Below are 20,504 nucleotides of genomic sequence, written 5' to 3'. Positions count from 1 at the left end.
TTTCCCTACGTAAGTCGCATAGGGAAAACGGGTTCTGGGGAATAAACTGGAACGATGTCAGGAGGATGCTATGACCCAGTTGGCCTTGTTCCAGAAACGAATCAACGATGAAATTCCCTTGTCCCGGGCGCTGGGAATCCGGTTGCTGTCCTGGGATGGGCATGCGCTGTTACTGGATGCCCCGCTGGAGCCCAATCGCAATCATCAGGGTACCGGGTTTGGCGGCAGTGTGTATTCCGTGGCCGTAACCGCCGCATGGGGAGTGACAGAGCTGGCGTTGGCAGACCTGGGACTAAAGGGCAGTGTGGTGGTGCAGACGGGCACCATCGATTACATGGATCCGGTCGACAGTGATTTTTATGTGATTTGCCGGCTGCCGGGCGACGAAGTGCCAGACCGGTTCCGCAAGAGTCTGGCCCGGCATGGCAAAGGTCGCCTCGATCTTACCGCTGAGGTGTTCTGCGGTGAGCCGACAACAGAGCCGCGAGGTGAACCGGTGGCCGTGTTCCAGGGGCGCTTTGTGGTTCAGGATGCACGCTCCTAGCCGATTGCCCGAGTGTTCGAGATCGATCTGCTCATCAGAATGATGGGGATGATGCCCGCAAGAACGATGATCAGAGCCGGCAGGGCGCTGTGGTACAGGCGTTCGTCAGACGCAAACTGGTACACGTACGTGGCCAGTGTCTCGAAGTTGAATGGTCTCAGGATCAGGGTGGCCGGCAACTCCTTCATGCAGTCCACAAAGACCACCAGTGCTGCCGTCATCAGCGTACCGCGAAGTATGGGCAGATGAACGTGTACCAGGGTTTTTCCTGGTGTATGGCCGAGCGAGCGTGAGGCCATATCCATGCTTGGGGTAATCTTCTGCAAGGCGCTCTCGACGCTGCCTGCGGACACCGCCAGGAAGCGGACGGTGTACGCAAAGATCATGGCGAAGGCGGTGCCGCTCAGGAGCAGGCCGGTGCTGAAGCCGAACCATTCCCGGGTAAGGCTATCCAGCCAGTTGTCGAACCCGGCCAGGGGTACGATCACGCCAACAGCAAGAACGGCGCCGGGCATGGCGTAGCCGAGGCTGGAAAGGCGCATCAGGACCTGCATGCCGCGGGTATTGTGCAGACGGCGGCTGTAGGCGAGGGTAACCCCGACGATCAGCGTGGTGAGGGCTGCCGTGCCCGACAAAAACAGGCTGTTCAGCGCGTTCTCGAGGAAGTCCGGGTTCCAGCTCTGATCAAAATACTCCCACGCATAGAGTGCCAGCGTAGCGCCGGGAATCGCGAACCCGAGGATGACGGGAATAGCGCATACGGCCACGCAAATCATCTGGCGTGGCATGGACATGGTGAAGCGCTGGATCGGGTCCCGGTTGTCCCTTGCCGCGAACTGCTGTTGCCGGCGGCGTGAATAACGCTCCAGCGTAACCAGAATCACCACAAACACCAACATGGTGGTCGCAATCTGTGCGGCGCCACCGAGGTTGCCAAGGTTCATCCAGGTATCAAACAGGCCAGCCGTGAGCGTCTGTACCGCAAAGAAGTCCACGGTACCGAAGTCATTCAGGGTTTCCATCAGCACGAGGGAGAGGCCAACCGCAATGGCCGGGCGTGCGATGGGGAGCACGACCCGGAAGAAGGTGCTGAGCGCGGAATGGCCCAGGCTCCGGCTGACGGCGAACAGCGACGGGGACTGCTCAAGAAAAGCGGCACGCCCCAGCAGGTAAACGTAGGGGTAGAGCACCAGGCCAATCATCAGGATGGCACCCTCCAGGCTGCGAATCTCCGGGAACCAGTAATCCGTCGCATTCTGCCAGCCAAACCAGTCCCGCAGTGCCCCCTGAACCGGGCCGGCATAGTCGAGCAGGCTGGTGTAGACGTACGCGATGACATAGGCCGGAACCGCAAACGGGAGCAACATGGCCCATTCGAAGAACTTGCGGCCCGGGAATTCGCACATGGTGACGGCCCAGGCGGTCGCGAGGCCAATAACGAGAGTGAGAACACCGACGCCGGCCATGAGTTGCAGAGTCGTGACCAGGTAGCGGGGCAGGGTCGTTTCCAGCAGATGCGGCCAGATGTTCTCTTCAGGGAAGAAGGCCAGGAATATGACTGAGAGAACCGGGAGGGCTACGACAGCGGTCGTCAGTACGGCAGAGATCAGCCACCGCTTGGAGGTACGCCTGGCCAGCAGGGGCTGTGTGAGCCCGGGATCAATGCTGGTTACAGCCTCGGTCATTCGGTGTCCTGTCATGAATCGAAATGAGAAAGAATGTCGATTTTAGTCAGCTCGACAGCCCGCTGCAATGATCAGCGTCATTTCCGACAGGAATAAATTGAGAAGAGGGGCCCCCGGAGCCGATGCTGGCCCCGGGGTGAACAGACTTACTCGCCGTTATAATCGACGCGATCCACCATTTTGACCGCAGCATTGCGGTTTTCGGCAATGGTGTGCAGGGGCAGGTCATCCGGATGGATCTCTCCCCATTCTGCAACCAGGCCGGACGGCTTCACCGCCGGGTTAGCCGGGTACTCGGTGTTGGCTTCGGCGTAGATGCGCTGGGCTTCAGGCGAAGACAGAAATTCCATCAGCTTGATGGCTTCTTCCTTGTTTGGAGCACTTTTGGTAAGCGCAATGCCGCTGATGTTGACGTGGGTGCCACGGCCTTCGGCATTCGGGAACACCAGGCGCACCTGTTCGGCAATCGGACGCTGGTTTTCATCCTGCAGCATGTTGCCGTAGTAGTAGCTGTTACCGATGGACACGTCGCACACACCCTCGGCAATCGCTTTGATCTGGTCGCGGTCGCCACCCTGGGGTTTGCGCGCCAGGTTGTTCTTCAAGCCGGCCAGCCATTTTTCGGTTTCGGCTTCGCCGTGATGGGCAATCATCGAGGAGAACAGCGCGATATTGTAGGGGTGCTTGCCGCTACGGGTGCAGATGCGGTCTTCCCACTTGGGATCAGCCAGTTCTTCGTAGGTGGTGATTTCACCTTCCTCGACCCGATCCCTGGATGTGAAGATCAGGCGGCCACGGGTCGTCAGGGCGTACCATTTGCCTTCCGGGTGGCGGAGGTTTTCGGGAATGTTCTTTTCCAGCGTCTCGGTGCTGACCCCTTGAACCAGATCGCGCTCAACGAGTTCATTGATTCGGGAGATGTCTACGGTCATCACAACGTCCGCCGGGCTGTTCCGACCTTCACGTTCGAGGCGCTCTGCCAGGCCTTTCTTGGCGAAGACCACGTTGCTTTCAATGCCGGTTTCTTTCTCAAAAGCATTCAGCAGTGGTTCCAGCAGGTAGGCCTGACGATAGGAATAGATGTTGACTTCGCCTTCAGCGTTGGCGGTGATCGGCAGAGTGGCCAGTGCGATAGCAGCAGTTGCTGCGAGCTTCATTCGCATGTGATTGTCCTTGCACGATTTCAGTTGATTTCTCACCGACCATTGGCCGGTAGTTAAAAACAGCAACTATTCTCATTTGTGTTAACGATGTAGTCAAGAGCCAGTTCGCGAAATTTATAGGAAAATGGTGTTATGCTTCGGAAAGTCATAAAAACTATGCAAAAAAATTGACGGACATCACTTCATGAGTGGGAACGATCGAAGAGAGCACATCCGCACGGCAATGACTGCCAAAGTGAAAGTTGTTCATCCGGAATATGGGGAATTCACGTTTTCTACACGAGATATTTCGGATGGTGGTGTATTCGTGATTGTGGAGAGCGAGCCATTCACGCCACAGATCGGTGAGCATGTCACGGTGCAGGTACAGGGGTTGCCGGTTCCGGCTCCGGTTCTGGATATGGTGGTCGTTCGCAAAACAAACGATGGTTATGGGCTTCAGTTTGATCATGAGGGAGAGTGAGATGCGTCGCTTTCTGGTTCTCACTCTGTTCGTTATGGCTCTGTTCACCCAGGGCTGTGCTTCCTACTATTCCCACTCCGCCATGTTCCCGGCCGAGAATTCCCGGGGGGAGCCTCGCCAGGTACGGCTGACCTGGCAAACAGCTGAATATCCGGGTTGGTGGTTGCGCAGCAATCAATCCACGCCGATCCGTCTTGAAACCCAGTGCAGTGAGCGCGTGTGGCGCTTGCGGGATGCCAGCCACGAGGGGGCGGGGAACTGCGGTGAGGGAATAGCCGCCTGTGGCGAGCCCGGCAAGGATCTCTCCTTCCCGAAGAAGGTTCCGGCCACCGCGCATACTCGTTGTATGGCGGTAAATCCCTCTGAACCCGGCGCCCGAATTGCAGACATTGATGGCAAGCTTGAGCTTGCGGTTTCCTGCATGCCAAAGACGGTATCGGTGGGTCAGGGTGACGAAAAACGTAACATTGATTACCTTCGCGCCTCTTCTGTTCCTTATACAGTTTATGTGCGCAAAGCCCCAAGAGGCGCCCTCCGAGCCCGCGTTCCCGAGTTTGATGATGGTGTGTGTGACGCAGAGTGACACTTTCTGACGTCGGCGTGTGAACGGGTTCACATTGCTACACTTTGTTTCTCCGTTGATAAGTGGCGTTACGCTTTGTTGCCCAGTAGTTACTTTGTGCTACCAAACTGTAATGGACTCTTTTCCCCGGGACGTCAGAATAGTAGTCATCGAAAAGTTTAGGTATTGAGGTGACTTGTGGGCGTCCAGCAGAAAAAAGTAGCGGTACACGATCTGGAAGTGGGCATGTTTGTGTCCGATCTGGATCGGCCCTGGCACCAGACTCCTTTTCCTATTCAGGGATTTCCGATTCGGTCCCAGGACGACATTCGTGCGGTTTCATCCCATTGCCGTTGGGTGATGGTCGACGTGGCCGAGGTCCGTGAGTCCATTGAGCTGAGTGACTCCAAGCCGATCGTTTTTGGCCGTAACGCCAAAAGCCGGGGCAAAGGCCGTGAGGTACTGCAACTGCCTCCCCTGAACATCCGCGAGCCCGTCGAATACGAAGAGCTGACCACGCTGAAGAAAGAACTGAAAACGTCCCGTCAGGTACTCGGGGATATTGAAGTTGCTCTTCATCGGCTGTTCGAAACGATCAGGTCGGATGGCGTGGCTGACCTCAAGCCAATTGCTCGTCTCACCAGCAAGATGGTCAGCAGTGTAATCCGGCAACCGGATGCCCTGTTGTGGTTGTCCCGAACTCGCCAACACGACGACTTCCTCTATCGCCATGCGCTGAATACCGCGGTGTGGGCGCTCGTCTGTGGGCGCCAGCTTGGTCTCAATGAAGGGCTGTTGAATCATCTTGGGCTGGGTTGTCTGCTGTCTCAGGTGGGTAAGACGGCATTGCCCCATGACCTGCTCGCGCGTGAAAACCAGCTGGGAGCTGAGGAGTTCACTGAGTACAAGACCTACGTTGCCCGCGGTGTGGAAATGCTTGACGGCAGTGGTTTGTCTCGAGCAGTTTTGAGTATCGTTCAGGGGCACCGTGAGCGCCATAACGGCTCAGGATTTCCAGAAGGTATTCGGGGTGATCGGATTCCTCTGCTGGCCAAAGTTGCTGGCCTCGCGGAGTTTTTCGAATCGTTGATTGGTCCCCGGGATGAGTCTCAGCCGATGACGCCCGCTAAAGCGGTTACCATGCTCTACGACATGCGTAACATCGAATTTCAGGAAGACCTGATTGAAGTCTTTATCCAGGCCATTGGCATCTACCCGACGGGCAGTCTGGTCGAGTTGACCGACGGCCAGCGAGGTATTGTCGTGTCACATTCACCTGAGCGCCGGTTGTGGCCTCGCGTGATGGTGATGACGGATGCCGATCACAAGCCGCTGAAGTCTGCCAAGATTATTGATCTGGCGAGGTTCAACGAGGACCGGGACGCGGGCGAAGTTATTACCGTTCGTGAGTGCCTGCCGCACGGAGCCGAGGATTTGGATCCGTCGAATTACGACGTCACCGGTGTTGAGTCCCGTTGGAACTTTTCACGGTTGATCAGCGGATAATCACCCGCAACTGTTTTCGTACCCAACGATAGGTTCCCTCCGGGCGGAAGCTCAGGACGAGTTCTGACTCTCCGCCCGATTCCCCACTCACGAAATATTCTACGGCTGCCCCTTGCCAGTCCGCCGAATGAATGACGACATCCGACGGGCGAGTGCTGATGGCCTCAATATCCGCGAGGGCAGGGGTGCCCCCAATCTTGCGAATGCTTACGCTTTTTATGCCGGTGTCTGTGGCCGGATGGCTGGCAACGTGGTTGTCCAGATAATACCGGTTGGCGACATCGGTGCTGATGGCATTCAATTCCCGGGTTAAATACGTTCGGGCGTCTTCTTCATCAATGTCTTCAAGGGTGCGGACGGCCTCCAGAATCCGATCTCGTTTTGCCTGCAGGTCCTGCCGGTATTCAACGTCAGGGTCCCAGTCCTCTTCGTTTTCAGGGCGTTCCGGCGCGTTAGCGATTTCCTCCGGGGTGGGAGGATCTTCGCATAGCTCGTCATCGGCCGGATAAAAGCAAATGGCGGCAAGAAGCTGGTTTGCCGGGGACGGTGTGGTGCCACCGGCAGTAAACTCCGGTTCGGTGACTGTGAAGTCAATGGGGGCCGTCAGGTTGGGAAGCGCGGCATTCAATTGATCAATCACCCGTTGGCGGATATCCAGGCCTTCGCCTTCCCGAACGTTTTCCGTCCAGTTCAAGGAGATCAGGAAACGGGTGAAGTTGCTGAGGGTGTTATCGTACAGCAGTTGCTGTTCGGTCAGTTTGTGGGTGCTTAGCCCTTCACTGTCGACGCCCGGAGTATCCAATGCATCTCGTACATTGGCGAAAAATTCGAGCGGCGTCACGTAGTTCTGAGCGGGAACGCTGTCTACAAGCGCGAGATTCCCGACCCGGAGGCTGAGCGTTTCTCCCGGATAGTAACGGAACTCGCCTTTGGCATTGGTTGTGCCGGTCTGGCTGGCGGTCTGGTAGCCGAGGCCGCTTAGCCCGTTGTAGTTGAGGCGACCGGTATTGGCATCGTTACCACCAGAGCCACCGTCATCGAGGCACCCTGCGAGGAGGATGGCGGCTGAAAGGGTGAATGACCATCGTATGAGGTGAGCGGCTCTCATGGTGTGTCGTACATTCCCTTGGTTCGGCGCGCCCTTTGTAAGCCGGCGCGCTGTTTGTAAGTTGTTGTAACCGAATTATAGGGATGGGGGCTGGAGGATATCGCGATTCCTGTCGCAGTTTGGCGGTTTGGCCTTGAAATACAGGTATTAGCCTCAATCAATAGCATTCTATATTTATTCGGACGGCCCGGTGTTGCCCCGGCCGCCAATCCAGATCGGGGATCTCTATGACCAATGCACTGGAAATCGAGGGGCTGAGGAAGACCTATGGGGATGGGTTCGAAGCCCTGAAAGGGATTGATCTGCACGTCAGAAAGGGTGATTTTTTTGCGCTTCTCGGGCCCAACGGCGCCGGGAAGTCGACCACGCTTGGTATTGTCTCTTCTCTGGTCAATAAAACCGGGGGGAAGGTGCGGGTGTTCGGGTACGACATTGATACCCACCTGTCAGACGCCAAGGTCAATCTCGGCGTTGTTCCCCAGGAATTCAATTTTGGCCAGTTCGAGAAAGTCTTTGATATTGTCACCACCCAGGCCGGTTACTACGGAATTCCGCTTCGGGAAGCGTCCGTTTCGGCAGAAAAATATCTGAAAAAGCTTGGCCTGTGGGATAAACGCAACACGCCGGCGAGAATGCTGTCGGGCGGTATGAAGCGCCGTCTGATGATCGCAAGGGCTTTGGTCCATGAGCCGGGTCTGCTGATTCTGGATGAGCCCACCGCCGGTGTAGATATTGAGCTTCGCCGTTCAATGTGGACGTTCCTGGAGGAGATGAACCGGGAAGGCACCACCATCATTCTCACGACCCATTATTTGGAAGAGGCCGAGGCGCTTTGCCGGAACATTGCCATTATCGACCACGGGCAGATTGTGAAGCACACCAGCAAGCGGGATCTGCTGCAGCAGCTGAGTATCGAGACGTTTGTGCTGGATACGGAAACGACCATGGCCGAAGCGCCCGAGCTTGACGGGTTCAGTGTCCGGCTGGATGGAGAGGGAAGTCTCGAAGTTGAGGTCAGGAAGGGACAGGCACTCAATGATGTGTTCATTCAGCTCGACCGGCTGGGAATCAAGGTGGTGAGCATGCGCACAAAGGCGAATCGGCTGGAGGAGCTCTTTATTCGAATGATTGAGGAAAACTCGCAGGAATCTCGGAAAGCTGAGGAGAGCCTGGCATGAGTGGCATGACTTCCGCTGCGCTTTTTACGGCTTTCAGGACGATTGTTGTCAAAGAAATTCGTCGCTTTACCCGAATCTGGGTTCAGACACTGTTGCCGCCCGTGATCACCATGACGCTCTATTTTATTATTTTCGGGAACCTCATCGGGTCGCGAATTGGTGAAATGGGTGGTCTGGATTACATGGCATTTATTGTCCCGGGCCTGATCATGATGGCGGTGATCACCAACTCCTACGCTAACGTTGTGTCCTCGTTTTTCTCCATGAAATTTCAGCGCAACATTGAGGAACTTCTGGTTTCTCCGGTGCCGAACTGGGTGATTCTGGCCGGCTGGGTGTGTGGTGGCATGGCCCGTGGTCTGAGCATCGGCCTGGTTGTCACGTTGCTCTCCCTGGCGTTTACGAGTCTGTCGATTCACAACCTGGTCATCATGGTTGCCACGGTCTTTCTGACGTCCGCACTGTTTTCGCTGGGTGGTTTCATCAATGCCATGTTAGCCACCAAGTTTGACGATATCTCCATCGTGCCGACCTTTGTGCTGACACCTTTAACTTACCTGGGTGGTGTGTTCTACAGCATCGATCTGTTGCCAGAGTTCTGGCAGGGCGTGTCTATGGCGAACCCCATCCTGTATATGGTCAATGGTTTCCGTTACGGCATTCTGGGCGTTTCTGATGTCAATCCATTCGTATCACTTGGTATGATTCTGGTTTTCATCGCCGTGTTAACCGCCATCGCCCTGCGGATGCTGGCGCGCGGTAAAGGTATTCGTCACTGAGTTCAGGAATAAGTATGGCTCTACATGATGCGCCACTGGGTAAAAGCAGTGCCTACCCGGATCGCTACGATCCCAATTTACTGTTCCCGGTTTCCCGGGAGGAGAATCGTCGGCGTCTGGGGCTTGAGGACGGTCGGTGGCCCTGGTTTGGCGAGGATGTCTGGCAAGCCTGGGAGGTTTCCTGGGTTCGCCCCGGAGGCGTTCCTGCCGTGGCCTGGGCGGAGATCTGTTTTCCCGCCGCATCGCCGGCGATCATCGAATCGAAATCCCTGAAGCTTTACCTGAATTCACTGAACCAGACGATTTTCTCGTCCGCGGAGCAGGTTGCTGAAACCATCAAATCTGATCTGTCCAGTGCCTCGGGATCGGCGGTGGATGTGTGGATGCGCAGTGTGGATGATTCCGGTGAAGCCGTCGGGCGGCCCGGGGGCTTCCTGCTGGTGGATGATGAATCGCTGGACGAGGTGGTTTACGAGTACGCACCGGAATCCCTGACTGCTTCTGGTGCTTCTGTTTCCGAAAAGCTTTGTTCTCACCTTCTGAAGAGCAACTGTCCCGTGACAGGGCAGCCGGATTGGGCAACCGTCCTGATCGAATACTCCGGGCCGAAAATCGACCGCGCAGGGTTACTCCGTTACATCGTGAGTTTCCGGCAAAAGCAGGATTTCCATGAGCACTGTGTAGAGACGATCTTCACTGACATCATGGCGAGGTGCCAGCCAGAGAGGCTGTCTGTGTGCGCCCGTTACACGCGCAGGGGCGGTCTGGATATCAATCCCTGGCGGAGCACGGAACCCGCTGGCGATGCGGGGCCGAGGCTGATACGGCAGTAAGTTTCGTGGGGCATTACGAGGACGCTCAGGCGTCCTCTTCTTCACGACGCAGGCGGTCAGCGGCGTCTTCAAGGGCGGCCAGAATGGATTCGCGCTCTTTTTCCGTGATCTTGTCAGAATCCAGGTACATGGCAAAACCGCTGTGTTCGTGTTCCAGGAAGCTCCGGTTTGGCCCCATGTCACGGCGGAAATCCACCACTTCATAGATGGGGACCGGCTTGGCGAAGCCTTTTACGGTAATCTCCCCTTTGTCCCGGCACATGATCTTGTCCTTGATCAGCGAGAATGTCTCGTAGGACACCAGGATTTCCCCTGGCTCGGCCAGTGATTCCAGTCTGCTCGCCAGGTTCACTTCTTTCCCGATGATGGTGTAATCCATCCGGTTTTCTGCGCCAAAGTTACCCACGGTGGTGTAGCCGGTGCTGATGCCCATGCGGATTTCCAGCGGTGTCTTGATGCCCTGGCTTCGCCATTTCTGTCGCATGATTTTCATGTGTTTGCGCATCTCAATGGCCATGGAAACACAGGCGAATGCGTCCGCGCGCTGGCCTCGACTGGTGGGATCGCCGAAGAAAACCATGATGGAGTCGCCCACAAACTTGTCGATGGTACCGCCATACTTGAGAGCGACTTCAGACATCTCATTGAAGTAGTGGTTGAGCAATTCGGTCAGGGCTTCGGGTTCCATTTCCTCGGACAGTTCGGTGAAACCCTTGATGTCCGAGAAGAATACCGCCAGTTTTTTACGCTGGGTCTCCAGCCTTACATCCCGCTCACCGGTGAAGATGGATTGCCAGACCTGTGGCGACAGGTATTTGGACAGTTTGTGGGAGAGGGCAATCGATTGCTCGCGCTGGTTCTGGATCTGGGTTTTTGCCAGCATCAGTGCACGAGCCTGTTGGTGGGAATAAAACGCGGTAACGCATATGTAAAGGCCGGTGGAGGCAATGGCTATGATGCTCGTCAGCAAGGGAGACTGAAGGGTATCGGCCGGGCCGACAACCGCAACGGAGGCGGCAACGCCTGCCGCCATAAAGCCGACACCGAAGAACCACTGGCGAATGCCACCGACAATCAAACAACTGAACATTAGCATCAGGGCGACCGACACCGATGGAATCGCCACCAGGCCAATACCACCAATGAACACCCCGCCACCCATGCAATCGGCAAACAGCATTTTCTGGCGGATGCGAGGGGACTGCCGCAGGAAAGTGCGTCGGCTGATGGCGTGGGCGATGTGCGGCCAGAGCAGGGCTGCGGCAACCAGCCACAATGTCCATTGCGGGAAAACGCCCTGCAGAACGCCTGAGACAATGATGACTGCCGCCGAGGTGTAAGCCAGAATCCGACCGTTGTAGTCCGGCATCGGCGGGATAGCCACCGTGCTGCCGCCGGTTTCGACGGCGAGGCTTTTGCCTGCGCAGCTGCTGGCGTTACGTAGGTCCGCTGGAGCGCTCATCATGATTAGAAGGGGATCCGACCGATCAGCATGTCACGAAACATGACCCAATCACCCATCAGACTGTAAACAGGGTGCTTGAACGTGGCAGGGCGATTTTTCTCAAACCAGAAATGCCCGATCCAGGCGAAGCCGTAGCCTATCACTGGTAGAATCAGCAACCAGGCCAACATGCCAGACGTAATGGCCCAGGTGGCAACCATCAGAACGAGAAGGCTGCCAGCAAAGTGGAGGCGACGGCATGTACGGTCGCTGTGCTCTTCCAGATAGTATGGATAGAATTCCGAAAAACTGTTGAAAACCTGCTGGTCACTCATGGCGCTGCTACCGCTTCATTTATTTTTTTGAGGCAGACCGGACTACGACTAAAGGTTAACAGTATAAGACATAAGTCACAATTCCAGGTAATGCGAGACACTATGACTGAAGTCACCGAATTTCTGCTCAACCGGCATTCCGAACCCCGGCTGCAGGCGCCCGCGCCTGACCAGCATACCCTGGAGCGGGCGCTCGCCTGTGCAGCCCGGGCTCCGGATCATGCGCTTCTGAGGCCTTGGCGTTATCTCGTGATCGAAGGCGATGGCCGGAATGCACTTGGCGACCTGTTCGCCGCCGGCTGTCCCGATGCCAGCACCCCGGCCGAGTTGGAAAAGGCCCGAAATGCTCCCTTGCGCGCACCGATGGTGATCGTCGGCATTGCTTCGCCAAAGGAGCATCCGAAGGTACCGGAAGTCGAGCAGGTCATGTCGGCGGCCGCCGGGGTTTCGTTTATCGAGTTGGCGCTTCAGGACGCCGGATTTGGTGTTATGTGGCGGACAGGTGCGCCTGCCTACAGCCCAATCGTGCATAAAGGGCTGGGACTGTCCGAGGGCGAATCCATTGTCGCGTTTCTTTATACCGGTACGGTGATATCCGAAAAACCAGCGGTTCCGAGGCCTGAGGTTGCCGAGTACGTGGAACGTTGGCCGGGCTGATTGCCGCTTGGCGACCGGCGGGGAAATTCCTTGCCGGTTCAGCCGTCTTTGTTCCCTCCTGCACCCCTGTTTCCTCTTCGCATTTCCCCGCAACCCCTGATATCACCGGGGTTGTATATTCTGGCATTACCCTTGCTTTAACTCTCTCAGAAGGCACAACCGGCAAACGGTCGGGCGATAAGTGCAGCATTTGGGAGGCAGTATGGCGATTTCTTTTGACAAGGCTCTGGGTATTCACCAATACGCACTGGAGGCGCGGGTCAAGCGTGCCGAGGTGTTGGCGAACAACCTGGCCAACGCCGACACCCCAGGGTTTAAGGCCCGGGATGTGGATTTCCAGTCCATGATGGCCCGCGCCCAGCAGGATCTCAGTGGTTTCGAGATGGAGCGAACCCATGCCAGTCACATGGATACGTCCAACGCCGGCGAAGACGCCGATCTTCTCTACCGAGTGCCGCATCAGCCTTCGGTTGATGGCAATACGGTAGATGCGCAGCAGGAGCAGACTCGCTTTATGCGCAATGCGATGGACTACCAGGCCAGCTTCCAGTTTCTGAACAGCAAATTTGGTGGCCTGACCAAGGCCCTCAAAGGCGAATAAGCCGCATTAACGAGATAGGAACGCGATCAGCGAAGGGGAAAAAACATGTCATTGGGTAGCATTTTTGACATCGCCGGTTCAGGTATGACCGCGCAATCTCTGCGGCTAAACACAACCGCGTCGAATATAGCCAATGCCGAAACCGCCAGCTCCAGCATTGATACGACATACCGCGCCAGAAAGCCGGTCTTTGCTGCCATTCAACAATCGATGCTGAATCCGGACCAGCAGGGCATGGGTTTCACTGGTGCCCAGGGACCAGGAGCGGGTGTCCGCGTTGAGGGTGTTGTAGAGAGCGACGCCGAGCTGCAAATGCGCTACGAGCCCAATCACCCGGCGGCGAATGAGGATGGGTACGTGTACTACCCGAATGTCAATGTGGTGGAAGAGATGGCTGACATGATGTCGTCGTCCAGGAGCTTCCAGACCAACGTGGACGTGATGAACACCGCGAAATCCATGATGCAGCGCATTCTGACGCTGGGTCAGCAGTAATTCGGTGAGGAGCAGACAATGAGTGTATCCAGCGCAGCCAACGCCACCGATGTACTGAGCCAATACCAGCTTCAGCAACAGGGCGGTGCAAAAGGTAGTGACGAGCTTGGCCGCAATGAGTTCATGGAACTGATGCTGGCCCAGCTGAAAAACCAGAATCCACTCGAGCCCCAGGACAACGGGGACTTCATTGCCCAGTTGGCGCAATTCAGCTCTCTGGAGGAGATCCAGGGGCTGTCCAGTACGGTTGACGACGCCGTGGGCCAGTTCCGCTCAAGCCAGGCGCTGCAGGCCTCGGCGATGGTGGGCAAGACCGTACTGGCTCCGTCCAGCGTCGGCCTTCTTGAAGAGGGTGGCGAGATCAAGGGCACCATTAACGTGCCGGCTTCCACTGGCAACGTGCGCCTGTCGGTTGTTAACAGCAGTGGCGAACTGGTCCATCAAATGGATCTGGGTGCCAGCCAGGCGGGCATCCAGGCATTTTCCTGGGACGGCAAAGATGCAGACGGCAATGCTTTGCCGCAGGGCGCCTACAGTATCGTTGCTTCGGGTAGCTACCCGGGTGGCGCAGAGCAGTTATCAACCATGGTCAGCGCCAACGTGGACAGCGTTTCCCTTGGCCGTGATGGCTCTATAACCCTGAATCTTGCGGGACTGGGCTCGATTGCCCTGTCCGACGTGCGACAAATCAATTAATACCGGTGTCAGACCAAGAGGTGAATTATGGCATTTAACACAGGACTCAGTGGCCTTCGGGCGGCATCGGTGGATCTGGATGTCACGGGCAATAACATTGCCAATGCCAGTACCGTGGGTTTCAAGAGTAGTGAAGTTCAGTTTGGTGACCTGTACGCCAGCGGATTCCTCAGTGCGGGTACCAACCCGATCGGTGACGGTGTTCGTGTTCAGGACGTCAAGCAGTCATTCGGGCAGGGCAACGTGAGCTTCACGGACAATGGCCTCGATATGGCGATCAGTGGCGATGGCTTCTTTATTCTCAACAACGGGGGCGAAATTCGCTACAGCCGTGCCGGTCAGTTTGGTATTGATAAAGAAGGCAACATCATCAATAACCAGAACATGCGAGTTCAGGGCTACACCGCTGATGAAGATGGCAATCTCTCCGGCATCCGGGGCGATTTGCAGGTCGAAACCGACAACCTGGCGCCGCGCCGGACCACCAACCTGACTTCCGATCTGAACCTTGATTCACGAGAGCCGGTGCTCGAAACTCGGGTGAGGGATGTGGGACCTCTGGCGTATGCCGATATTCAAGGCGAAAGTTTTGACGTTTCCTACAACGACGGGACGCCTGACTACAATGTTGATCTGAGCACTGCCCCGGACGGCAGTCCCATCACGACCGCTCGCCAGGCTGCTGCCGCCATCAACGACGCACCAGGGCTTAGTGCTTCTGCGACAACAACGGCAACCACCACGCTCGATGACGGTTTTATCACCGCTGCCGGGCCCGCCAATTTCAACTTCAGTCTAAGCATTAACGGTTCGCCCCTGACCATCGACACCAGCAACATTACGTCACTGCAGGATCTGGTGGACTCCATCAACAACTCCAGCGAAACCTCAATTTCCGCGTCCATCGTTGACGATGGCACCGGTACCGACGTGCTGAGAGTGATTCATAACCAGGGTGAGACTCTGGAATACAGCTATGGTGACGGCACAACCACGGTGGGGCCCACTACCGTTGAGGGCGACGTGAACGTAACCGGCGAGCGGGTAGTCGCCGGGGTAACCTCTGTTACCGCTGATGCGGATTTCGCAACGGAATACGCAGCGTCTCCGATTCGAATCACCAACGAATTCAATCCAATTGATCAGCGCACCTACAACCACGCCACATCCACGACCATCTATGACAGCCTGGGCAATCCCCATGAAATGACCCAGTTCTACGTCAAGGAGCCGGCGCCGGGGAACGGTGTCGGGGTCAGTGAATGGTCTATCTACCTGCAGATTGATGGCGAGATGGTCGCGGGCACCGATGTAACGCCCTACACCGCCCGTTTCGATGAGAGTGGTAATCTGCAATCCATCAATGGTGATCCGGCCGGTGAAATCGTGATTGCCGACTGGGTGCCGAAAGACGAAGACGGGCAGCCAAACGGCGCTGATGGCCCCCCGGCCACGGGTACCACGGTGGTCACACCCATCCCCGAGCCGCCTACGACATCGGCTTTCGTTCTGGATCTGAGTGGCACCACCCAGTACGGCACAGCGTTCGGGGTGAACGACCAGCAGCAAAACGGATACACCACCGGTCGGTTGTCTGGCCTGGACGTGTCGAGCGAAGGCGTAATCTTTGCCCGCTACACCAACGGCCAGTCCAAAGCTCTGGGGCAGGTGGCGCTGGCGTCATTCAGCAACACCAATGGCCTTTCGCCGGTCGGCGACACCTCCTGGGTGGAGACCTTTGAATCCGGTCAGCCCATTATTGGCGCTCCGGACACTGGAACCCTCGGCTCCATCGAAGCGAGTTCGGTCGAAGAGTCGAACGTGGATCTGTCCGAGGAACTGGTTAACCTGATCATCGCCCAGCGGAACTATCAGGCCAATGCCAAGACCATCGAGACCTCTGATGCGGTCACCCAGACCATCATCAACCTCCGTTAATCCGCAATAAGCTGAACATGGCACGACTCCTGCAGGAAGACTGGTAACAGTCAAAATTCCGGCAGGAGTTTTCCCATGGACAAAGCCCTCTACATCGGTATGTCTGGCGCCAAGCAGAATATGCTGGCCCAGCGTGCCCACGCCAACAACCTGGCGAACGTCACTACCACAGGGTTCAAGAAAGACTTTGCCCAGGCCCGCAGCATGCCTGTGTTCGGTGAGCATTATCCGACCCGGGCATACGCCATGACAGAAAGGCCCGGCACCGATCTGTCGTCCGGCGCTTTGATGGACACCGGCCGAAAACTGGACGTAGCCGTCGAAAACGAGGGCTGGCTCGCTATTCAGAACGAGCAGGGCGAAGAGGTCTTTACCCGTACCGGCAGTCTCCAGATCGATGTGAATGGCCTGCTTCGTCTGTCCAGCGGCGAGATGGTGATGGGCAATGGTGGGCCGATTGCGTTGCCGCCTTTCGAGAATGTCCAGGTTGGTGCTGACGGCACCGTATCAATCGTGCCAGTGGGTGGGGCTCCTGATGAGCTGGTCGAAGTGGATCGCCTGAAACTGGTGAACCCGCCGGCGGAAGCCCTTGAGAAGGGGACCGATGGGTTTATTCGTCGCAAGCCTGATCAGGCGATTGACGGGCTGGAGCCGCCAGACGGCAACCTCCGTGTGGCCACCGGATTTCTGGAAGCCTCCAACGTGAACGCCGTCGAAGAAATGATCGCCAACCTTGAACAATCCCGGCAGTACGAGATGCAGGTCAAGGTGATGAGGACGGCGAATGACAATTCCGAGGCGGCGGCACGGCTGTTGCAGAACCTTTGATAACAACTGAACACAATGGTCGGGAAGACTGAAAGCGGCAAAATATGGCCGCTATCGAAGGTCTCCGGCAAGGAGTAGATCGATGCATCCAGCACTTTGGGTCAGCAAAACCGGGTTGAGTGCGCAGGACACCAACATGTCCACCATCTCTAACAACCTGGCAAACGTGAACACCACTGGGTTCAAGCGCGACCGAGCGGTATTCCAGGACCTGTTGTACCAGATCAATCGTCAGCCTGGAGGTCTTAGCACCCAGAACTCCGAGCTGCCGTCAGGTTTGCAGTTGGGTACTGGTGTCAGGGTTGTTGGCACGGCCAAACAGTTTTCCCAGGGCAACCTCCAGATCACCGAGCAGCCTCTGGATATGGCCGTGAATGGCAGGGGCTTCTTCCAGGTGCAGCTGCCGGATGGCCAGATTGCCTATACCCGTGATGGTCAGTTCCAGCTCAATTCCAACGGTGATGTGGTGAATCCGGATGGCTACGCGTTGTCCCCGGCGATCACCATTCCGGATAACGCGACGACGGTAACGATTGGCAAAGACGGTACGGTGACCGCTGTTACCGACGATCAGGCATCGCCGATCAATCTGGGACAGATCACGCTGGTGGATTTCATCAATCCGCAGGGTTTGCAGGCGATTGGTAACAACCTGTTCAAGGCGACCAATGCCAGTGGCGACCCGACTGAGGGTGAAGCTGGCCTGGCAGGGCTGGGAACCATTGAGCAGGGCACGGTCGAGGCATCAAACGTTGAGGTTGTGGAAGAGCTGGTGAACATGATTACCACCCAGCGCGCCTACGAGATGAACTCTAAGGTGGTGTCCACAACGGACCAGATGCTGCAATTCATCACCAACAATATTGGTTAACGCCATGAAGCGCATCATTCAAACCAGTAAGTTCAGGCACGCCAGTTCGCTGGCGCTTGTCGGAGCACTGATTGTACTGCAGGGATGCACCGCCATGAGCCGTCCCCGGGCGGTTCCGGATGACCCCCGGTACGCGCCGGTACGTGCGCAGTCAATGATGCAGAAGGACCCGTCATCCGGTGCCATCTTCCAGAGTTCCAGAAACTACAACTTCTACGGTGATACCACCGCGTTGAACGTCGGCGATATTCTGACGGTTACGCTTCAGGAATCGACCCAGGCAAGCAAGAACGCGGACACCAGTATCACCAAGGACAACGACATATCATTGCCAGAGCCAACCATTCTCGGTAAGAGCAACTTTGGCATCGCTACGTCGCTGAATCAGGAGCGTGATTTTGAGGGTTCCGCAGAAGCGGATCAGAGCAACAGCCTGAACGGCAACATCACCGTGACCGTAACAGAGGTGCTGCCCAATGGTGTCCTGCGGATTCGGGGAGAGAAATGGTTGTCGCTGACCAACGGTGACGAATTCATTCGTCTGACCGGTCTGGTGCGCCCCCAGGATATTCAGCCCAATAACACCGTTGCGTCGACACGCATCGCGGATGCGCGAATTGGCTACGGCGGCACTGGTGACTTCGATCAGGCCAATCAGATGGGCTGGGTCGGGCGCTTCTTTAACAGTGAATGGTGGCCGCTATGATGCTCCGGAGAGTACTTGCCGTGTTGCTGGCAATGTCGGTACTGGCTTCGCCAGTGCTGGCGGATCGTCTCAAGGATATTGCCCGCATCAAGGGTGTACGGAACAACCAGCTGGTGGGCTATGGTCTGGTTGTGGGGCTGGATGGTACCGGGGACAAAGCGCCGTTCACCAACCAGTCTTTCCGCAACATGATGAACCAGTTCGGTGTGACTTTGCCTGAAGGCGTTAACCCAAGCCTTGAGAATGTGGCAGCGGTTACCGTCAGCGCTGTGCTGCCACCATTCGCCAAGCCAGGGCAGGAACTGGATATTACCGTTTCGTCTATCGGTAATGCCGATAGCCTGCGGGGTGGCACCTTGCTGATGACGCCACTGAAAGGAGCTGATAACCAGATCTACGCCATGGCTCAGGGAAACATGGTGGTTGGTGGCTTCGGTGCCAACGGTCAAGATGGTTCAAAAATCACTGTCAACGTGCCCAGTGTCGGTCGTATCCCCAATGGAGCAACCATTGAGAGAGAGGTGGCGTCTCCCTTCACTCAGGGCGATACCATTACATTCAATCTGATGCGGTCCGATTTCACCACTGCTCGCAGGGTTGTCGAGGCCATCAACGGGTTCATTGGCCCGGATATGGCGTATGCCCATGACGCGACGTCGATCTCTGTCCGTGCGCCGCGTGATCCTTCCCAGCGTGTCAGCTTTCTGTCCATTCTGGAAAACATCGAGGTTGATCCAGCGGAAGACGCTGCAAAAGTCGTCATCAACAGCCGGACCGGAACGATTGTGGTTGGCCAGAATGTGAAGGTGAGCCCTGCGGCGATTACCCATGGCAGCCTGACGGTCACGATCCAGGAAAACCCCAATGTCGTTCAGCCGGGCCCGTTTTCGGAGGGTGAGACCGCTGTCCAGCAGGACACACAGATTGCCGTAACGGAAGAACCGTCACGGATGTTCAAGTTCGGACCGGCGGTTACGCTGAATGAAATTGTCCAGGCGGTGAATCAGGTAGGCGCGGCTCCTGGTGATGTCATGGCTGTTCTTGAGGCCCTGAAACAGGCCGGTGCCCTGCGCGCCGAGCTGATCGTGATCTAGGTGGGATGATGCAGGACTATCAGCTTCAACAGGCCCAGGTTTATACCGATTTCAGTGGATTGAATGCGCTGAAGACGGAAGCCGGCAACGACAAGCAAGCGGCACTCAGAGAGGTGGCTCGCCAGTTCGAGAGCCTGTTTTTGTCCGAGATGCTGAAGTCCATGCGCAAAGCGGGTGATGTGTTCTCCGAGGGTAACTATCTGAACACCAACCAATCCAAATTCTATCGGGACATGTTTGATAACCAGCTCAGTCTGACCATGGCAAGCGGTGAGGGGGCTGGTCTGGCGGAAGCGATGGTTCAGCAGCTGAGCCGACAGATTCCCGGCATGGACAGTGAAGGCAGCCGATTGGCCGGTCACAGGACCAGTATTGGTGATTATGACCGGTCCATGCCGGCGATCTCGCCCGTTTTGCCGGAGCAGGTTGAAGAAGTTACGCGTGTGGCGTCCCATCAGGATGATACTGCCGCAGTTGTTGCAGGAGACGCGCGCACTGATCAACAACCGGTGCCTGAGCGTTTTGAATCTCCGGAACACTTCGTTCGTACGCTGTTACCGATGGCGGAGCGGATTGCCAGTGAATCCGGTATCGACGCAAAAGTCATGGTTGCACAGGCTGCACTGGAAACCGGCTGGGGCAGGCACATGATCCGTGGTGAAGAGGATCGGCACAGTTTCAATCTGTTCGGTATCAAGGCAGACAGCCGCTGGGCCGGTGATTCGGTTTCGATAACCACGACAGAATATCGCGAGGGTATTCCGATGAAAGAGCAAGCCGCTTTCCGGGCGTACCCCGACTACGAATCCAGTTTCCGGGACTATGTGTCGTTCCTGGAATCAAACCCGCGATACCGGGATGTTCTTGCGTCGGCGGATCAACCGGAACTGTTTGCTGAGAAATTGCAGCAGGCGGGTTACGCAACGGATCCAGCCTACGGCGAGAAAATCCGCCGGATTATGGCCAGGGATTCGATGACAACGCTGTCGATGGGCAGCGCTGCAGGTAAGGAGTAAGT

The 20,504-nt window shown here is 56.5% G+C and carries 22 protein-coding genes; 17 read left to right on the top strand and 5 right to left on the bottom strand.

The window, feature by feature from the left end; genetic code table 11:
* Positions 1-70: 70 nt before the first annotated feature.
* Entirely contained in the window at positions 71-544 is a 474-nt protein-coding gene (locus D777_RS05325; protein WP_036129379.1) for a thioesterase domain-containing protein, read from the top strand.
* On the opposite strand, the gene D777_RS05320 is transcribed toward D777_RS05325, so the two are convergent.
* Together D777_RS05320 and D777_RS05315 are read right to left on the bottom strand one after the other, a co-directional pair.
* Positions 541-2,229: an ABC transporter permease gene (locus D777_RS05320; RefSeq protein WP_036129378.1), complete on the bottom strand. Its 1,689-nt coding sequence runs from the start codon at positions 2,227-2,229 to the stop codon at positions 541-543. The two genes, D777_RS05325 and D777_RS05320, sit on opposite strands and share 4 nt — an antisense overlap.
* Before the next feature lie 146 nt (positions 2,230-2,375).
* Positions 2,376-3,392, bottom strand: a complete 1,017-nt coding sequence (locus D777_RS05315; protein WP_036129377.1) for a Fe(3+) ABC transporter substrate-binding protein — start codon at positions 3,390-3,392, stop codon at positions 2,376-2,378.
* Between the two features lie 184 nt (positions 3,393-3,576).
* On the opposite strand from D777_RS05315, the gene D777_RS05310 reads away from it, so the two are divergent.
* From D777_RS05310 to D777_RS05300, 3 genes are all read left to right on the top strand, one after another.
* Entirely contained in the window at positions 3,577-3,855 is a 279-nt protein-coding gene (locus D777_RS05310; RefSeq protein ID WP_036129376.1) for a PilZ domain-containing protein, read from the top strand.
* 1 nt (position 3,856) lies between these two features.
* Positions 3,857-4,438, top strand: coding sequence for a hypothetical protein (locus D777_RS05305; RefSeq protein ID WP_227501671.1), 582 nt, complete (start codon positions 3,857-3,859; stop codon positions 4,436-4,438).
* 177 nt (positions 4,439-4,615) lie between these two features.
* Complete coding sequence (locus tag D777_RS05300; RefSeq protein WP_036129374.1) at positions 4,616-5,923, top strand: HD-GYP domain-containing protein; 1,308 nt, start codon at positions 4,616-4,618, stop codon at positions 5,921-5,923.
* On the opposite strand, the gene D777_RS05295 is transcribed toward D777_RS05300, so the two are convergent.
* The gene (locus D777_RS05295) at positions 5,913-7,031 is read right to left on the bottom strand and encodes a hypothetical protein (RefSeq protein WP_036129373.1); all 1,119 of its coding nucleotides are present in this window, start codon (positions 7,029-7,031) and stop codon (positions 5,913-5,915) included. The genes D777_RS05300 and D777_RS05295 overlap by 11 nt on opposite strands.
* Positions 7,032-7,258: 227 nt before the next feature.
* On the opposite strand from D777_RS05295, the gene D777_RS05290 reads away from it, so the two are divergent.
* Genes D777_RS05290 through queF form a run of 3 tightly spaced genes read left to right on the top strand, consistent with a single transcriptional unit; the run spans position 7,259 to position 9,821 of the window.
* Entirely contained in the window at positions 7,259-8,209 is a 951-nt protein-coding gene (locus D777_RS05290) for an ABC transporter ATP-binding protein (RefSeq protein WP_036129372.1), read from the top strand.
* A gap of 5 nt (positions 8,210-8,214) precedes the next feature.
* Positions 8,215-8,988, top strand: a complete 774-nt coding sequence (locus tag D777_RS05285; RefSeq protein WP_036129617.1) for an ABC transporter permease — start codon at positions 8,215-8,217, stop codon at positions 8,986-8,988.
* A gap of 14 nt (positions 8,989-9,002) precedes the next feature.
* The gene (queF, locus tag D777_RS05280; protein WP_036129371.1) at positions 9,003-9,821 is read left to right on the top strand and encodes an NADPH-dependent 7-cyano-7-deazaguanine reductase QueF; all 819 of its coding nucleotides are present in this window, start codon (positions 9,003-9,005) and stop codon (positions 9,819-9,821) included.
* 25 nt (positions 9,822-9,846) lie between these two features.
* On the opposite strand, the gene D777_RS05275 is transcribed toward queF, so the two are convergent.
* Positions 9,847-11,286 carry an adenylate/guanylate cyclase domain-containing protein gene (locus D777_RS05275; protein WP_036129370.1) on the bottom strand — a complete coding sequence of 480 codons (1,440 nt, stop codon included), beginning with the start codon at positions 11,284-11,286 and terminating at the stop codon, positions 9,847-9,849.
* A 2-nt stretch (positions 11,287-11,288) separates the two neighbouring features.
* Positions 11,289-11,600 carry an Mpo1-like protein gene (locus D777_RS05270; protein WP_036129369.1) on the bottom strand — a complete coding sequence of 104 codons (312 nt, stop codon included), beginning with the start codon at positions 11,598-11,600 and terminating at the stop codon, positions 11,289-11,291.
* Between the two features lie 102 nt (positions 11,601-11,702).
* Between D777_RS05270 and D777_RS05265 the strand changes: the two genes are divergently transcribed.
* The 10 genes from D777_RS05265 (at position 11,703) to flgJ (ending at position 20,502) form a co-directional block, all read left to right on the top strand.
* On the top strand, positions 11,703-12,257 hold the full coding sequence (locus D777_RS05265; protein ID WP_036129368.1) for a nitroreductase family protein: 555 nt from the start codon (positions 11,703-11,705) through the stop codon (positions 12,255-12,257).
* A 202-nt stretch (positions 12,258-12,459) separates the two neighbouring features.
* The gene (gene flgB / locus D777_RS05260) at positions 12,460-12,858 is read left to right on the top strand and encodes a flagellar basal body rod protein FlgB (protein ID WP_036129367.1); all 399 of its coding nucleotides are present in this window, start codon (positions 12,460-12,462) and stop codon (positions 12,856-12,858) included.
* A gap of 45 nt (positions 12,859-12,903) precedes the next feature.
* Positions 12,904-13,353: a flagellar basal body rod protein FlgC gene (gene flgC / locus D777_RS05255; RefSeq protein WP_036129366.1), complete on the top strand. Its 450-nt coding sequence runs from the start codon at positions 12,904-12,906 to the stop codon at positions 13,351-13,353.
* An 18-nt stretch (positions 13,354-13,371) separates the two neighbouring features.
* A complete protein-coding gene (locus D777_RS05250; protein ID WP_036129365.1) occupies positions 13,372-14,049 on the top strand; it encodes a flagellar hook assembly protein FlgD in 678 nt (225 codons plus the stop codon).
* Between the two features lie 27 nt (positions 14,050-14,076).
* Positions 14,077-15,987, top strand: a complete 1,911-nt coding sequence (locus tag D777_RS05245) for a flagellar hook protein FlgE (RefSeq protein WP_036129364.1) — start codon at positions 14,077-14,079, stop codon at positions 15,985-15,987.
* 75 nt (positions 15,988-16,062) lie between these two features.
* Positions 16,063-16,815, top strand: a complete 753-nt coding sequence (locus tag D777_RS05240; RefSeq protein WP_036129362.1) for a flagellar basal body rod protein FlgF — start codon at positions 16,063-16,065, stop codon at positions 16,813-16,815.
* 82 nt (positions 16,816-16,897) lie between these two features.
* Positions 16,898-17,686, top strand: coding sequence for a flagellar basal-body rod protein FlgG (flgG, locus tag D777_RS05235; RefSeq protein WP_036129360.1), 789 nt, complete (start codon positions 16,898-16,900; stop codon positions 17,684-17,686).
* Between the two features lie 4 nt (positions 17,687-17,690).
* Positions 17,691-18,392 (top strand): flagellar basal body L-ring protein FlgH, encoded by a 702-nt coding sequence (gene flgH, locus D777_RS05230; RefSeq protein ID WP_036129616.1) that lies wholly within the window; start codon positions 17,691-17,693, stop codon positions 18,390-18,392.
* Entirely contained in the window at positions 18,389-19,486 is a 1,098-nt protein-coding gene (locus D777_RS05225; protein WP_036129358.1) for a flagellar basal body P-ring protein FlgI, read from the top strand. The genes flgH and D777_RS05225 overlap by 4 nt, the downstream gene beginning before the upstream one ends.
* Before the next feature lie 8 nt (positions 19,487-19,494).
* Positions 19,495-20,502, top strand: a complete 1,008-nt coding sequence (flgJ, locus tag D777_RS05220) for a flagellar assembly peptidoglycan hydrolase FlgJ (RefSeq protein WP_036129356.1) — start codon at positions 19,495-19,497, stop codon at positions 20,500-20,502.
* Positions 20,503-20,504 lie beyond the last annotated feature (2 nt).

Origin of the sequence: Marinobacter nitratireducens (assembly GCF_000708045.1) — a bacterium.
In the GTDB taxonomy this organism is placed as follows: Bacteria; Pseudomonadota; Gammaproteobacteria; order Pseudomonadales; family Oleiphilaceae; genus Marinobacter; species Marinobacter nitratireducens.
The sequence above is the reverse complement of the archived record's forward strand: the minus strand, read 5'-3'. Positions and strand labels throughout refer to the sequence as shown.

What these genes read in the sequence shown, in the direction of transcription:
- D777_RS05225 (WP_036129358.1), top strand. Translation starts at nt 18,389, where the DNA reads ATGATGCTCCGGAGAGTACTTGCCGTGTTGCTGGCAATGTCGGTACTG.
- D777_RS05320 (WP_036129378.1), bottom strand. Translation starts at nt 2,229, where the DNA reads ATGACCGAGGCTGTAACCAGCATTGATCCCGGGCTCACACAGCCCCTG.
- flgC (WP_036129366.1), top strand. Translation starts at nt 12,904, where the DNA reads ATGTCATTGGGTAGCATTTTTGACATCGCCGGTTCAGGTATGACCGCG.
- flgG (WP_036129360.1), top strand. Translation starts at nt 16,898, where the DNA reads ATGCATCCAGCACTTTGGGTCAGCAAAACCGGGTTGAGTGCGCAGGAC.
- D777_RS05315 (WP_036129377.1), bottom strand. Translation starts at nt 3,392, where the DNA reads ATGCGAATGAAGCTCGCAGCAACTGCTGCTATCGCACTGGCCACTCTG.
- flgJ (WP_036129356.1), top strand. Translation starts at nt 19,495, where the DNA reads ATGCAGGACTATCAGCTTCAACAGGCCCAGGTTTATACCGATTTCAGT.
- D777_RS05245 (WP_036129364.1), top strand. Translation starts at nt 14,077, where the DNA reads ATGGCATTTAACACAGGACTCAGTGGCCTTCGGGCGGCATCGGTGGAT.
- D777_RS05270 (WP_036129369.1), bottom strand. Translation starts at nt 11,600, where the DNA reads ATGAGTGACCAGCAGGTTTTCAACAGTTTTTCGGAATTCTATCCATAC.
- D777_RS05305 (WP_227501671.1), top strand. Translation starts at nt 3,857, where the DNA reads ATGCGTCGCTTTCTGGTTCTCACTCTGTTCGTTATGGCTCTGTTCACC.
- flgH (WP_036129616.1), top strand. Translation starts at nt 17,691, where the DNA reads ATGAAGCGCATCATTCAAACCAGTAAGTTCAGGCACGCCAGTTCGCTG.
- D777_RS05295 (WP_036129373.1), bottom strand. Translation starts at nt 7,031, where the DNA reads ATGAGAGCCGCTCACCTCATACGATGGTCATTCACCCTTTCAGCCGCC.
- D777_RS05265 (WP_036129368.1), top strand. Translation starts at nt 11,703, where the DNA reads ATGACTGAAGTCACCGAATTTCTGCTCAACCGGCATTCCGAACCCCGG.
- D777_RS05285 (WP_036129617.1), top strand. Translation starts at nt 8,215, where the DNA reads ATGACTTCCGCTGCGCTTTTTACGGCTTTCAGGACGATTGTTGTCAAA.
- D777_RS05275 (WP_036129370.1), bottom strand. Translation starts at nt 11,286, where the DNA reads ATGATGAGCGCTCCAGCGGACCTACGTAACGCCAGCAGCTGCGCAGGC.
- flgB (WP_036129367.1), top strand. Translation starts at nt 12,460, where the DNA reads ATGGCGATTTCTTTTGACAAGGCTCTGGGTATTCACCAATACGCACTG.
- D777_RS05325 (WP_036129379.1), top strand. Translation starts at nt 71, where the DNA reads ATGACCCAGTTGGCCTTGTTCCAGAAACGAATCAACGATGAAATTCCC.
- D777_RS05290 (WP_036129372.1), top strand. Translation starts at nt 7,259, where the DNA reads ATGACCAATGCACTGGAAATCGAGGGGCTGAGGAAGACCTATGGGGAT.
- D777_RS05250 (WP_036129365.1), top strand. Translation starts at nt 13,372, where the DNA reads ATGAGTGTATCCAGCGCAGCCAACGCCACCGATGTACTGAGCCAATAC.
- queF (WP_036129371.1), top strand. Translation starts at nt 9,003, where the DNA reads ATGGCTCTACATGATGCGCCACTGGGTAAAAGCAGTGCCTACCCGGAT.
- D777_RS05310 (WP_036129376.1), top strand. Translation starts at nt 3,577, where the DNA reads ATGAGTGGGAACGATCGAAGAGAGCACATCCGCACGGCAATGACTGCC.
- D777_RS05240 (WP_036129362.1), top strand. Translation starts at nt 16,063, where the DNA reads ATGGACAAAGCCCTCTACATCGGTATGTCTGGCGCCAAGCAGAATATG.